The sequence below is a fragment of the Rhodanobacter sp. UC4448_H15 genome, assembly GCF_052978265.1.
The window spans coordinates 469,885-481,915 of record NZ_CM129665.1; the positions used below are offsets into that span (position 1 = coordinate 469,885).

Here is a 12,031-nt window from a genome sequence, read left to right on the forward strand (position 1 = left end):
AGCGTTAGGCCTCACTATGAGACTACGAATCTACCGAATGAGTGCGGTCATTGTTGCTGCGGTTATTGCGGCAGCTTTAGTTTGCTGTGTTGCGGCCCTTTATCTTTATCAGTTCCACGGCGGGCTTGCTGACAACTCTCAGGACTGGGCAAACCTTGGCGATTATCTCGGTGGCACGCTGGGGCCATTGTTTGCCTTCCTCGCCTTTGCCTTAGGCCTGCACACCATTAATCAATCTCGGCAACAAAGCCGCCGCGACGAGCTCCTTAAGACCATCCAGGGCTATGAACACGACTTTGAGCTGTGCGCGGCCAAGCCCGTAACTTGCCAAGCGCCTTGGATTTGGGGCAATGACTTTGGCGCCGCAGACAATGTTCAAGAGCTGCCTTTGCGCACCCTCCTCCAAAGCGAAGGAATTGACTGGGAGCAACATCTACCCATCGTTGCGCAGGGCTTGAAGTTCCGCATACTCCCTGATGGAGAGCTGATCCAAGACCGCGATATCTGGCTACGCGCTCACCTAGCGGTCGAGGGAATCTTTCGCTATTTGGAGTTGTACAAAGAAGCCGGTGGAGATATGTCGCTAGTGCAGTACCTCACTGAAAAATATGAGATTGCTCGTAATCGTTTGCTATCCTCCGGCTATGAGGCCCAGCTCTTGGGGGCGTGAGGCCTAACAATTCGTTCAAGCCGAACTTGCTTCGCTACGCCAACAACGTGGCAGGTAAAGCTTGCCACGTTGTCGGCTACGCTACGCAAGTCGGCTTAACTCAGGCGTTAGGCTACCCTATGCAGTCTCCCGAAAAATCTGGAATCATTGCCTATTTTTACTTGGCGTTCTTTTTAGTGATTATCGCTTTCGTCGTCGCATTAGTGATGAGGCACCCAGCGGGTTCCACCCAAGAAATTACCGGCACCATTGAGTCAATTGGCTACACGGATGTAGGTGGTGGTGGGCTCCATGGACGTATCAGCAGACATGCAGTTGTACGCCTTCCAAGTGGCAATATTGCCCAAGTTCTTGTTCCCACCAACCAGAGGTTGGTTCCGGGAACTCAGGTGGTACTCACTGAGATCCCGCAAAATTTTGGCCAACCGGAGTATGGTTTCATCCGGCTCTCTAGTAGCGGTCAGCCCTAACAATTCGTTCAAGGCGGACGGCTACGCCGCCGCTTAACTCCAGCGTTAGAGCGCATAGGGGAAGAAGATGGCGTACCAAGCAACGATAATTCCAGTCATGATTGCGTCGCCCGGAGATGTAGCAGAGGAACGCGACGTCATTCGTGGCGTCATTCACGACTGGAACGACGTAAACGCGGAGCATACGAATACCTTACTTTCGGCTGTTGGCTGGGATACGCACTCATCGCCGGAACTTGGTGCACGGGCACAAGACCTCATAAATACTCGCGTGTTAAAAAACTGCGATCTCCTCATCGGCGTTTTCTGGACTAGGCTCGGTACGCCGACCGGGAACTCTCCGAGCGGCACGGTTGAAGAAATCGAAGAGCACATTCAAGTTGGTAAGCCGGCCATGATTTATTTTTCTTCAAAACCTGTGGCCCCGGAAAGTATAGACTCGGCTCAGTACGCTAAAGTGAAAGAGTTTCAGAGCAAGCTGAAGGATCGTGGAATTATTGAGACTTACAACAATATTCAAGATTTCAAGTACAAGTTGTCAAAGCAAATGCAATTATGTCTTGTCAATAACCAATATCTGCGCGGCCTCGTCGCATCACCGTCATCCTCTGGTGCTGTTGGCACCCCAGGGGTTTCTGTTCGGGGCTTGTCGATCGACTTTAACCTAACCGACGAGGCCAAGGAATTACTGAAAGCGGCAGCAACCGATGAACGGGGTACGATCATCAAGGCCGCGTACATAGGCGGTCGGGTTATTCAGGCGGGCGGTAAATCTTTTGGTGGCGAGCGCGGCCGCGATAGCGCTAAGTGGGAAGCTGCGCTCGACGAGCTTGAGTCTACGCATTTGGTGGTCGGCCGGGGCGAGAAGGGGCAGATCTATGAGCTTACGCATCGCGGATGGGAGGTCGCAGATGCGCTCTAACAACTCGGTCAACCGGACGCAAACCCGCTGCGCGGGTTGCGCCGGTTACCTCGGGCGTTAGGCCTCATGTCAGACGACGAAATGACTCCGGGATTCAAGGGGCTCTTGGATCTCATCAATGCTCCGAACAAGCGAGAAGCCCAGAAGATTTGTCGGGATCTGATAGTAGAGAGTCAGGACCTGTTCGAGCTGATCATTGCTGGTCGTCACGGCCTGCTTCAGCCGTACCGATACGCTTGCCATTTCTCGGACTACACCCCTGAGCATGTAATCCCAACACAAGAGCAAATGTCCGCGTTGTCGCAATACGGCCCGGGAGAGTTCACCGGCAAGGCAAAGACTGCTGTGAACAAACTGTTTCAGACATTCAAAGACCGGCGCATGTTTGCCGCCCATCTCTTTTATCTGCCGGAGCAAGACTACTGGTCGTTGTTCTACTTCGATCAGAGAGACCGCTCGGAGTTCGATAACCATTGGAAGATTGGCGGCCCTCACATACATTACGCATGTGAGGCGTTCACCCGCGATCCAATGCAGATGATGTGGCAAAAAGTTTGCCAGCTACCGCCCAATCCGCCAGGTGCCTCGCATGTTCGTTATCGGGAGACGCAGGATGAGGGCTAACAATTCGTTCAAGCCGATGCCGCTTCGCGGCACGGCTTAACTCAGGCGTTAGACCTCACAGCAGATGACGTTGCACATGGACTTCTATATGGCCAAAACATTCCAGAAGGCTTGTTCCATTTGCGGCAGGACCTATCCCGCGCAAGAGTTCAGCTACGGCAACAAAGACAATCGGTCGTATTGCAGAGCTTGTGACAAGGCTGAGAAATCGGCGTACTCAGCAGGTGGCACCGAGGCGGCGCGCCAGTTCCGCGAGCAACAGCGTGCCAAGTGGCAGAGTAAGGTCTAACATTTCGTTCAAGGCGGACGGCTTCGCCGCCGCTTAACTCCAGCGTTGAGGTTGTAGAAAAAGTCGGTTTGCCAAGTTGATCGCGGCGGCGCCGAAAATCGCCCTGACAGGAGGCGCTAGAATCGACGCGCAGCACCTTGGGAGGGGTCGAAGTACCCCCGGAAATCGGCAAATTTCTTGACCAAGGACTTTTTCTACAACCTCGTTAGGTGCGGCAGTAGCTCATGCGCAAACTGGCAGCAACTGCATTTGCACTACTAGCAGTGGCGGCTACGGCAAGCCAGCCGCGACCAAACGTGAGTGGTATCGAGGTTTACTACCGCTCGTTTGACAAGACTTCCATCGTCAACTTGGATGCGGAAGCATTGATCGGCGCTCACGATCGCCATTTGGTCATAAACGGGCCTAGCCAAGTAAAGGCGCTACTCGGCGCACTCGAGCAACCCTGCAACTCGGTCCCCCCAAGGCAAGCTCAAGATCTTCGCCTGCTCATTCTCGTTCGTGGTTCGCATCCTTGGCGCTGGGAGGCGTCAAACTTCGCGTACTGGGATGGCCGCACTGGTGCCACTTGCCTTCTTTCCTCATCACAGCAGTCCCATCTGCTGGCACTATTGGGGCTCGAAAGGTAACGGCGTGTCGGCCGCACCTAACCACTCGTCCAAGCGGACGCGCGAAAAGCCGCGCGCCGCTTAACTCAAGCGTTGAGGTTGTAGAAAAACCACTGCTGGACAAGTTGATCGCGAAGCCGGGGAAAAGCGACCTCACAGAACGCTCTACAATCGACACGCAGCCTGCCGGGAGGGGTTCAAGTACCCCCTGGGATCATGTGAATCCGCGCCGGGATATTTTTTCTACAACCTCGTTAGACCCCATGACCAACACTGTCGAATGCCATACACACGGGGAGCAAGACGAAACCTTCGTTTGTCAGCATCTTGTCGGCGCCCTCAGCACCGGGGAGAAAGTTGGGTTCTTTTGGTCGGGCGGCCCGCGCGGTGATGCTTGGTGCTCCGCATGTGAGGAGGTTCGCCTCCGCGAGGGTGATTCTACCGGCGATTGGAACGAGCGTTCCGAGGCGTTTGCGGGCATCAAAATTCTGTGCGGTGCGTGCTATGACCGGTTGCGTGCGCAGCACGGCGTCTAACATTTCATTCGAGGCGGACGGCTTCGCCGCCGGCCAATTCCAGCGCTAGCTGCCGTCATACTGAGACACCTGCTCTTTGAGGTTCCTGACATGGCCTATGACGAGTCAAAGATCGAGGACACTGTGCTTGCGCTGCTCGCTGCTTTCAGTTTCGAAGGTGGCAGAGCTTGGAAGGGGTTCGACTTCGACGTAATGGATCGCCTTCATGCTCAGGACTTCATCGACAATCCGGCTAGCAAGAACAAGTCGGTCTGGCTCACGCCGCAGGGCCTGGAACGTGGTCGCAAAATTGCCGAGCGGCTCTTTTCGGCTAGCTCAGGCAGTGCCGGCTAACATCTCATTCGAGGCGGACGGCTACGCCGCCGCTCAACTCCAGCGTCAGGCCAGGAGGGATTGTGAAGACGGGATCGTGCATGTGCGGGGCGGTCAGTTTCACCGTCTCGTGTGACCTTAAGCCTCCTGATGCTTGCCACTGTGTTCAGTGCCGAAAGTTCTCGGGGCACTATTCAGTCGGAACGGACGTGCCCAGGAGTGCAGTGGAGATTTCTGGCGCTGAGAACGTAACCTGGTATTACTCGTCCGAGAAGGTGCGTCGCGGGTTCTGCTCGGTATGCGGGTGCTCCATGTTCTTCGATCCACCTGCCAAGGAGTGGATCGGAATCCATATGGGAGCGTTCGACGTGCCGACCGAGACGCGCGCCGAGTTGCATGTATTCGTCGCCGAGAAGGGTGACTACTATGAGATTGGCGATGGGTTGCCCCAGTACCAGCGCATTCCGTAGGGACGAGCCTGCGGCCCGTCTGAGCGCAGGCATCAAGCCTCCGCCCAGGACCGGGAGCATTCGTGCCACGATGCATCAGATGTGCGGGAGAGCTTGAAGAGCCTTCGCACCTGACTGGGATGGCGGCCGCCGCACCAGACAGGCCCGATGGGCAAACGGCGAACCCGATGATTCACTTGGTAGCGGGCAGTGGAATCGCACTGCAGCGCCAAATGTCCCTGCCGGCGCGTTACCTGTTGTTGCTTGTCGTTGCAGAGAATGCGGCTGGCCCGACGCATTTGCGCATCCGGTGGCCTGATAAATCGTTCCAGGCGGATGGCTTCGCCGCTGCTCAATTCCAGCGTCAGGCGTCGCCATGAGGCCCATACCTCAAGGTGAGAATGCATGAGGCACAGCGAAAGACATCGAACACACCGAACAGGCTGGCTTCGCGCTGCCGTGCTTGGGGCAAACGACGGTATCGTTTCTACCGCGAGCCTTGTGTTGGGGGTTGCCGCCACCGGAGCAGGTACGAGAGCAATTCTCGTCGCAGGAGTCGCTGGCCTGGTTGCCGGCGCCATGTCGATGGCTGCTGGTGAGTATGTCTCGGTCAGCTCACAGGCTGACACCGAGCGCGCAGACTTGGCTCGCGAGAGCAAGGAGTTGGCCGCAAATCCCGACCAGGAGCATGACGAATTGGTGTCGATCTATGTACAGCGGGGGCTGGACAGGTCATTGGCGTCGAGTGTTGCCACCCAACTCATGGCTCACGACGCGCTCGGGGCGCACGGGAGGGACGAGCTCGGCATCTCCGATACGTTGGCTGCCAAGCCAGTCCAGGCTGCATTCGCTTCTGCCGGGACATTCGCGACGGGTGCGGCGCTGCCACTCCTGATGGTACTCGTGCTCCCAAGCGCCACACTCATGTGGGGCCTCGCAGGCAGCTCACTGTTCTTCCTTGCATTGCTAGGCCTGCTGGCGGCGCGCACAGGCGGCGCCCTGGCACTCGCATCCGTGCTGCGCGTTACTTTCTGGGGCGCGCTGGCAATGGCTTTAACCGCGGCAGCCGGGGCGATCTTCGGGGTGACTGCATGAGCAGCGTCAAGTGGGTGATCACGTCTTTTCGCTCGGCGGCGATCCGCAGCGCGATATCGTCATGGTCAGGCCGGTGGCTTGCGGGTGACGTGCTTGACCCCTTCCCCGATGGTTTGCCGCGCAATTCGCACGCCCGGGCGCGCATCGGGTTCCACGGACGCGATGCCCGCGCAGGCGGGCATCCATCGGACTTCCCGATCGGCGAGCAGGCCTGTCCGCGAACTTCGGTTGCACGGAACAACGGCAAGCCGCGCGTGACTTCGCCGAGAGGTGATTCCTGCGTTAGCCTGCAGCCTGGTTCCCCCGAGAGTTCGATCCGCGCCCATGCCTCCCTCGACTTCCGCGCCGCCGCCAGGGCTTCCTGCCTATCGCATCCTTACCGGCCCTGACGATGCCGGGTTTTGCCATCGGGTCAGCGAGGCGCTGGCGCTCGGCTACGTCTTGCACGGATCGCCCGCGGCGACCTTCAATGGCGAGAGCGTGATCGTCGCCCAGGCCGTGGTCTGGCCTGCACGTCACCGAACAACGCCACCGGGCGTGGGCTGACGGTTCCTTTCGGCGGCGGATGTCCGCCGTGCGCGCTCAGCCCAGGCGCAGCCAGCGACGCACCGCGGCGAGGTTGCGGCGGCTGATCTCCGGGCTGTGCTCGCTGCCGTCGAGGCGGGCCAGCACGCGGCCGTCGGGCAGGCTGCGCAGCCCGACCAGGCGCGCGCGCGGCACCAGGCAATTGCGGTGCAGGCGGATCAGCTGGTCAGGCCAGGCTTCCTCCAGCTGGCGCAGCGATTCCTCGATCAGCAGCTCGCCGCCGGCGTGCTGCACGACCACGTACTTCTCCTCGGCAAGCAGGCACAACACGTCGTGCAAGGCGATGCGCACCTCCTCGCCGCGCAGGCGGCCGTGCAGGAAGGCGGTCGACTCGCGCGGGCTGTCGTCGAGGCGCCGCCGCGCACGCTGCAGGGCATCGCGCAGGCGTTCCAGCCGCACCGGCTTGAGCAGGTAATCCGCTGCGCCAAGCTCGAACGCCTGCAGCGCGTGCGCCTCGTACGCAGTGCAGAAGATCACCTGCGGCCGTGCCCTGCCCGCGAGTCGCTGCGCTACGGAAACGCCGTCGATGCCCGGCATGTTGATGTCCAGCAGCAGCACGTCGGGCTGCAGTTCGTCGAGCGCGGCCAGCGCGGACTCGCCGTCGGCGACCGTGCCGACCAGCTGCGTGTCGCCGCATTCGCCCAGCAGCGCGGCCATGCGCGCGCGGGCCAGCGGTTCGTCGTCGACGATCAGCACGCGCATCACGGCGATGCCCTCGGCAGGCGCAGCAAGACGACATAGTGGCCGCCCTGCGGCGCGGCTTCGACCACCGCGCGCGGCCCGTAACGGAACGCCACGCGCTGGCGCACGCTGCGCAGGCCGTGGCCGTTGCCCGCCACGCCTGGCTGCGGCGGCAGCGGGTTGCGGATCTCGATGCGGATGCCGTCACCGTCGCGGGCGCCGCCCAGCATCACCTCGCCGCCTTCGCGCAGCGGCTGGATGCCGTGGCGCACGGCGTTCTCCACCAGCGGTTGCAGCAGCAGGCGCGGCAGCGGGAAATCCGCCGGCAGGTCGTGCAGTTCGCGGCGGATGCGCAGGCGAGGGCCGAGCCGCAGCTGCTCGATCGCGAGGTAGCGCTCGATCAGTTCGAGCTCCTCGCCCAGCGTGCCGTCGCCGCGATCGGGCGAGCCCAGCGCGGCGCGGAACAGTTCGGACAGATCCTCCACCGTGCGCTCGGCCGCGGCCGGGTCGACGCGGATCAGCGCGGCCACGGTGTTCATGCTGTTGAACAGGAAGTGCGGGCGGATGCGCGCCTGCAGGGCCTCCACCTGCGCGCGGGTGACCGCGGCCAGGCGCGCCTGCCACTGCGCCAGCACGTAGAAATAGCGCAGCATGGCGGCACCGAGCAGGGCCGCGATGATGGTGTTGTCGCGCACGAAGGCGATCATGGGGCTGCCGATCAGGCCGGTCTGCAGCGCGCCGTCGAGCCAGCGCGCGGTGGCGCTGGCGAGCAGCACGATCAGCACGATCAGCAGCCACACCGCAACGTACGGCATGTGTCCGGGCAGGCGCTGCAGCAGGTGGCGCAGCTTGCACAGCGCCAGCGCGACCACCATCGCCAGCCAGGTGACGAAGAACATGCTGACGCTGTAGGCGGGCCAGTCCTGGCGATCGTCGCGGGCCAGCCACATCACGGTCACCGTCAGCGCGCCCACCACGAACAGTGCGAACAGCGCCGGCAGCTGGCAGAAGTCCGGCAGCGGGCTGTGTTCGGCGCGGCCGCGGACGTCGCTGGCGGGCGTGGATTCGGGCATGCGGCAAGTATGCCGCATGCGTCCGGACTAGAGCCGGCGGGCGGTGCCCGCCCTACGCAGCGCGATGCAAGGCAGGCGCTCCCGCCATGGAGCTGCCTCAAGCGGTCAGCCGGGTGCCCAGCCAGTGGCGCAGGTCGGCGATTTCCTCGGCGCACACCGCGTGGGCCATCGGGTAGCTGTGCCAGTCCACCGTGCAGCCCAGCGCCTGCAGGTGGTCGCGCGAATCGATGCCGCGTTGCATGACCACCACCGGGTCGGCGTTGCCGTGGGCCTGGAAGATCGGCGTGGCGGCATTGGCGTGGCTGCGCTCGCGCGCCACCACCTCGGCGATCGGCAGGTAGGTGGACAGCGCCACGATGCCGGCCAGCGTCTGCGCGTGGCACAGCCCGGCGGCCAGCGCGATCGCGCCGCCTTGCGAGAAGCCCGCCAGCACGATCCGGCCGGCGGGCACGCCGCGCGCGTGCTCGCGCGCGACCAGCGCCTCCACCGCGGCGATCGAGGCACGGATGCCGGCCTCGTCCTGCGGCGCGCGCGCGTCGAAACCCGCGATGTCGTACCACGCCCGCATCGGCATGCCGTTGTTGACCGTCACCGGCCGCACCGGCGCGTGCGGAAACACGAAGCGCAACGCCGGCCAGGCGGGATCGACCAGCTCCGGCACGATCGGCGCGAAGTCGTGGCCGTCGGCCCCCAGGCCGTGCAGCCAGATGACGCTGTGGGTGGGGTTGGCGGCGGTTTCGTGTTCGACGGCGGGGAGGGTCATGGGGTGGATTGATGGCGGAGGAACGTCATCGTAGCAGTCCAGATGACAGCCCTGACGGGTAGGAGCCCGCTGGCGGGCGATGCTCCTGCTCCTGGCCTTTGCGAATCCCGAATCCCTGCCTTCAAGGCATCGCCCGCCAGCGGGCTCCTACAGGGTGTGGGGGAGCGGGCGGACGAGGAATGATGCTGGTGCGCGATGTGCTCTTGCTGATGTCCGCGGCAGTCTGCGCGCATGCCCGCTTTCCCTCCCGTTGGTCGTCGTGCCTTGCGCCGGGGTCGTGTGTCCATTCCTGGCCAGATGTATCTTCTGACGACGGTGACCCGTCGACGCGAGCGCCTCTTTGCCGATCCATCCAGCGCACGGGCGCTAAGCCGGCTCATCCACGCCGCATCGACCTGGGCGGATTCCCGCCTGCTTGTGTGGGTGCTGATGCCCGATCACTGGCATGGTCTGCTGCAACTCGGCGACGAGCCGCTGGGTCGGGTCATGAATCGATTCAAGGCATGCGCATCGCGTGTGTTGCACGAATCATGCGGGTTGGATGGTTCGCTGTGGGATCGCAGTTTTCATGATCACGCACTGCGTGCCGACGAGGACATCAGGGCGGTAGCGCGATACGTCGTCGCCAATCCGGTGCGTACCGGTCTGGTCGACAGCGTGTTCGATTACCCTTATTGGAATGCCGTCTGGCTCGACCGCGACGCGCCTCCGATCTTGTAGGAGCCCGCTGGCGGGCGATGCTCCTGCTCTGGCCTTTGCGAATCCCAAATCCCGAATCCCTGCCTTCAAGGCATCGCCCGCGAGCGGGCTCCTACCCATCAGGGCGGCTACTTGCTGGTGTCCAGCCCCAGCTCGTGCGCGAAGAAGGTCAGGCCGATCGCGGTGTCGCCGACGCGCTGGCTGAACGGGGCGCCGATGCCGTGGCCGGCGTGCATGCGGGTAAGCAGCAGGATCGGCTGGGGCGAGGAGGTGGCGTTCTGCAGCGCGGCGGTGAACTTGCGCGATTGCCACGGCGCCACGCGCGGATCGTTCTCGCCGGTGGTCATCAGCACGGCCGGGTAGGCAGCGTGCGGCGTGACGTTCTGCAGTGGCGAGTACGCGAGCGTGGCCTTGAACTGCGCCGGGTCGGCGATGCTGCCGTACTCGGGGATGTTGTACGGGCCGTTGGCGAAGTCGGTCTCGTGGCGCAGCATGTCGTAGATGCCCACGCGTGCGACCACGGCGCGGTAGTCGGCAGGGTGCTGCACGATCTGCGTGCCCATCAGCAGGCCGCCGTTGCTGCCGCCGAGAATGCCCAGGTGGGCGCGGTCGGTCCAATGCGTGTCGATGAGGGCCAGCGCGGCGGCGTGGAAGTCGTCGAACACGTTCTGCTTGTGCAGCTTCTGGCCTTGCGCGTGCCACTGCTGGCCATTCTCGTTGCCGCCGCGGATGTTGGCGTAGGCCAGCACGCCGCCGTGTTCGAGCCAGGCCAGGTTGGCGCCGATGAAGCCGGGCTTGATCGGGATGTCGAAGCCGCCGTAGCTGTACAGGATGGTCGGGCGCGCGCCGTCGGGCGTGATGCCGGGCATCGACAGCACGGTGACCGGGATCCTGGTGCCGTCCTTCGAGCTTCCTTCGATGCGCTGCACGACCACCTTCGAATAATCGGCGGCGGGCTGCACCGCGAACACCGTTTTCAGCGTGCCCCGGTTGCCGTCGTATGCCGCCCAGCGGGTGGGCGTGGTCCAGCCGGCGTAGCTGATGAGGGCCTCGGGCCGACCCGACTCGGAGGCGATGTCGCCGATGCTGATGCCCTGCGCCGGCAGCGGCACGCGGCGCACGAAATTCGCGCCGGCGTCGTACTGCTCGATCCACCAGTCCGGGCCCTGGCTGCGCACCACCAGGAAGCCGTCGCCGAGCGGGGCGATCTGCTGGATCGCGCCGTCGCGCTGGGCCAGCACCGGCACGGTCTTGCCGTCGTCGGTGACGGCCACGATCCTGCCGCGTGGCGCATCGTCGAACGACGCCACGTACAGCCGTCCATTCACCCACGCGGCGGTACGCACGTTGGCGCGGCGATCGAGTGCGCGCGTGAATGCGGCGCCGTGGCGCAGGAACACTTCGGCCGGGCCGCCATCACCGTCGTAGGCGAGCACCGCGGCTTGCGCCGTGGCGGGCGAGTTCACCAGCACGTACTCGGCGGTTTTCGAGTAGCCGCGGCCGAACACCACGGTGTCCGTATCGGCGGCCCGGCCCAGCGCGTGATGCACCAAGGTCGCGTTGAACTGCACCACCTCGTGGCCCGCCGCCGGCGGCGCGAAGCGCACATAGCTGAAGCCTGCCTCGTCCGTATCCCAGGCCACGCCCTGCGGGGTGGTGCCACCGCCGGCCCAGGGCAGGGTGTCGGGGAGTGTCTTGCCGCTGGCTACGTCGAGCACGTGCAGGGTGGTCAGTTCGCTGCCGCCTTCGGCGGTGCCGTAGGCCAGATAGCGCCCGTGCGGCGAGGGCCAGTAGCCGGTGATCGCGGTGCCGCCGTGGTCGGCGTTCGGATCGACCAGGGTCCTCGCCGCGCCCTCCGGCCAGGCTTGCGCGACCAGCACCGGCTGCGATTGCGGCGGCGTCTGCTGCAGGTAGAACAGGGTGCCGCCGGCCAGCACCGGGCCGGAGCGCGTGGTCGAGGTGATCGCCAGCTGCTGCACGCGCGCGGTGAGCGCCTTGCCTTCGGGCATCGCGGCGAGCGTCGCCTCGGTGTAGGCGTTCTGCGCGGCGATCCACTGCTGCACGGCCGGGTCGGCGGGGTTTTCCAGCCAGCGATACGGATCAGGCACCTGCACGCCATGCAGCACGCTGGCCGCCGTGTGCGTCGGCGACGCGGGCGGTGCGGCGGCGTGGCTGCAGCACGCCGCCGTGGCGGCAAGGACCAGTGCAAGACGACGTCGCATGGCGTACTCCGGAGACAGGCGTGGGATCGACAT

Annotated in this window: 15 protein-coding genes; 11 read left to right on the plus strand and 4 right to left on the minus strand. The window is 63.4% G+C overall.

What is annotated here, in order from left to right; genetic code table 11:
• Window positions 1-37: 37 nt before the first annotated feature.
• From ACVCMI_RS02030 to ACVCMI_RS02075, 10 genes are all read left to right on the plus strand, one after another.
• Window positions 38-670 carry a hypothetical protein gene (locus ACVCMI_RS02030; RefSeq protein ID WP_447097635.1) on the plus strand — a complete coding sequence of 211 codons (633 nt, stop codon included), beginning with the start codon at window positions 38-40 and terminating at the stop codon, window positions 668-670.
• A 26-nt stretch (window positions 671-696) separates the two neighbouring features.
• Window positions 697-1,140 carry a hypothetical protein gene (locus tag ACVCMI_RS02035; RefSeq protein ID WP_447097634.1) on the plus strand — a complete coding sequence of 148 codons (444 nt, stop codon included), beginning with the start codon at window positions 697-699 and terminating at the stop codon, window positions 1,138-1,140.
• Window positions 1,141-1,237: 97 nt separating this feature from the next.
• Window positions 1,238-2,062 carry a DUF4062 domain-containing protein gene (locus tag ACVCMI_RS02040; RefSeq protein WP_447097633.1) on the plus strand — a complete coding sequence of 275 codons (825 nt, stop codon included), beginning with the start codon at window positions 1,238-1,240 and terminating at the stop codon, window positions 2,060-2,062.
• A 66-nt stretch (window positions 2,063-2,128) separates the two neighbouring features.
• On the plus strand, window positions 2,129-2,686 hold the full coding sequence (locus ACVCMI_RS02045; protein WP_447097632.1) for a hypothetical protein: 558 nt from the start codon (window positions 2,129-2,131) through the stop codon (window positions 2,684-2,686).
• Window positions 2,687-2,774: 88 nt separating this feature from the next.
• Window positions 2,775-2,975, plus strand: a complete 201-nt coding sequence (locus tag ACVCMI_RS02050; protein ID WP_447110616.1) for a hypothetical protein — start codon at window positions 2,775-2,777, stop codon at window positions 2,973-2,975.
• A 224-nt stretch (window positions 2,976-3,199) separates the two neighbouring features.
• Window positions 3,200-3,604 (plus strand): hypothetical protein, encoded by a 405-nt coding sequence (locus tag ACVCMI_RS02055; RefSeq protein WP_447097631.1) that lies wholly within the window; start codon window positions 3,200-3,202, stop codon window positions 3,602-3,604.
• 605 nt (window positions 3,605-4,209) lie between these two features.
• Entirely contained in the window at window positions 4,210-4,452 is a 243-nt protein-coding gene (locus ACVCMI_RS02060) for a DUF6429 family protein (protein ID WP_447097630.1), read from the plus strand.
• Between the two features lie 80 nt (window positions 4,453-4,532).
• Window positions 4,533-4,901: a GFA family protein gene (locus tag ACVCMI_RS02065; RefSeq protein WP_447099501.1), complete on the plus strand. Its 369-nt coding sequence runs from the start codon at window positions 4,533-4,535 to the stop codon at window positions 4,899-4,901.
• Between the two features lie 384 nt (window positions 4,902-5,285).
• Complete coding sequence (locus tag ACVCMI_RS02070) at window positions 5,286-5,975, plus strand: VIT1/CCC1 transporter family protein (protein ID WP_447097629.1); 690 nt, start codon at window positions 5,286-5,288, stop codon at window positions 5,973-5,975.
• Between the two features lie 324 nt (window positions 5,976-6,299).
• Entirely contained in the window at window positions 6,300-6,521 is a 222-nt protein-coding gene (locus tag ACVCMI_RS02075; RefSeq protein WP_447097628.1) for a DUF1737 domain-containing protein, read from the plus strand.
• 36 nt (window positions 6,522-6,557) lie between these two features.
• On the opposite strand, the gene ACVCMI_RS02080 is transcribed toward ACVCMI_RS02075, so the two are convergent.
• From ACVCMI_RS02080 to ACVCMI_RS02090, 3 genes are all read right to left on the minus strand, one after another.
• Window positions 6,558-7,262 carry a LytR/AlgR family response regulator transcription factor gene (locus ACVCMI_RS02080; protein ID WP_447097627.1) on the minus strand — a complete coding sequence of 235 codons (705 nt, stop codon included), beginning with the start codon at window positions 7,260-7,262 and terminating at the stop codon, window positions 6,558-6,560.
• Complete coding sequence (locus ACVCMI_RS02085; RefSeq protein WP_447097626.1) at window positions 7,262-8,314, minus strand: sensor histidine kinase; 1,053 nt, start codon at window positions 8,312-8,314, stop codon at window positions 7,262-7,264. The genes ACVCMI_RS02080 and ACVCMI_RS02085 overlap by 1 nt, the downstream gene beginning before the upstream one ends.
• Before the next feature lie 97 nt (window positions 8,315-8,411).
• On the minus strand, window positions 8,412-9,077 hold the full coding sequence (locus ACVCMI_RS02090) for an alpha/beta hydrolase (RefSeq protein WP_447097625.1): 666 nt from the start codon (window positions 9,075-9,077) through the stop codon (window positions 8,412-8,414).
• Window positions 9,078-9,308: 231 nt separating this feature from the next.
• Here ACVCMI_RS02090 and ACVCMI_RS02095 point away from each other — a divergent pair, with 231 nt between their 5' ends.
• A complete protein-coding gene (locus ACVCMI_RS02095; protein WP_447097624.1) occupies window positions 9,309-9,797 on the plus strand; it encodes an REP-associated tyrosine transposase in 489 nt (162 codons plus the stop codon).
• 107 nt (window positions 9,798-9,904) lie between these two features.
• On the opposite strand, the gene ACVCMI_RS02100 is transcribed toward ACVCMI_RS02095, so the two are convergent.
• Window positions 9,905-11,998 carry a prolyl oligopeptidase family serine peptidase gene (locus ACVCMI_RS02100; RefSeq protein ID WP_447097623.1) on the minus strand — a complete coding sequence of 698 codons (2,094 nt, stop codon included), beginning with the start codon at window positions 11,996-11,998 and terminating at the stop codon, window positions 9,905-9,907.
• Between the last annotated feature and the right edge of the window lie 33 nt (window positions 11,999-12,031).

Excerpts from the sequence above, each read along its gene's own strand:
- ACVCMI_RS02030 (WP_447097635.1), top strand. The coding sequence starts at position 38 with ATGAGTGCGGTCATTGTTGCTGCGGTTATTGCGGCAGCTTTAGTTTGC.
- ACVCMI_RS02040 (WP_447097633.1), top strand. The coding sequence starts at position 1,238 with ATGATTGCGTCGCCCGGAGATGTAGCAGAGGAACGCGACGTCATTCGT.
- ACVCMI_RS02045 (WP_447097632.1), top strand. The coding sequence starts at position 2,129 with ATGTCAGACGACGAAATGACTCCGGGATTCAAGGGGCTCTTGGATCTC.
- ACVCMI_RS02050 (WP_447110616.1), top strand. The coding sequence starts at position 2,775 with ATGGCCAAAACATTCCAGAAGGCTTGTTCCATTTGCGGCAGGACCTAT.
- ACVCMI_RS02055 (WP_447097631.1), top strand. The coding sequence starts at position 3,200 with ATGCGCAAACTGGCAGCAACTGCATTTGCACTACTAGCAGTGGCGGCT.
- ACVCMI_RS02060 (WP_447097630.1), top strand. The coding sequence starts at position 4,210 with ATGGCCTATGACGAGTCAAAGATCGAGGACACTGTGCTTGCGCTGCTC.
- ACVCMI_RS02065 (WP_447099501.1), top strand. The coding sequence starts at position 4,533 with ATGTGCGGGGCGGTCAGTTTCACCGTCTCGTGTGACCTTAAGCCTCCT.
- ACVCMI_RS02070 (WP_447097629.1), top strand. The coding sequence starts at position 5,286 with ATGAGGCACAGCGAAAGACATCGAACACACCGAACAGGCTGGCTTCGC.
- ACVCMI_RS02075 (WP_447097628.1), top strand. The coding sequence starts at position 6,300 with ATGCCTCCCTCGACTTCCGCGCCGCCGCCAGGGCTTCCTGCCTATCGC.
- ACVCMI_RS02080 (WP_447097627.1), bottom strand. The coding sequence starts at position 7,262 with ATGCGCGTGCTGATCGTCGACGACGAACCGCTGGCCCGCGCGCGCATG.
- ACVCMI_RS02085 (WP_447097626.1), bottom strand. The coding sequence starts at position 8,314 with ATGCCCGAATCCACGCCCGCCAGCGACGTCCGCGGCCGCGCCGAACAC.
- ACVCMI_RS02090 (WP_447097625.1), bottom strand. The coding sequence starts at position 9,077 with ATGACCCTCCCCGCCGTCGAACACGAAACCGCCGCCAACCCCACCCAC.
- ACVCMI_RS02095 (WP_447097624.1), top strand. The coding sequence starts at position 9,309 with ATGCCCGCTTTCCCTCCCGTTGGTCGTCGTGCCTTGCGCCGGGGTCGT.
- ACVCMI_RS02100 (WP_447097623.1), bottom strand. The coding sequence starts at position 11,998 with ATGCGACGTCGTCTTGCACTGGTCCTTGCCGCCACGGCGGCGTGCTGC.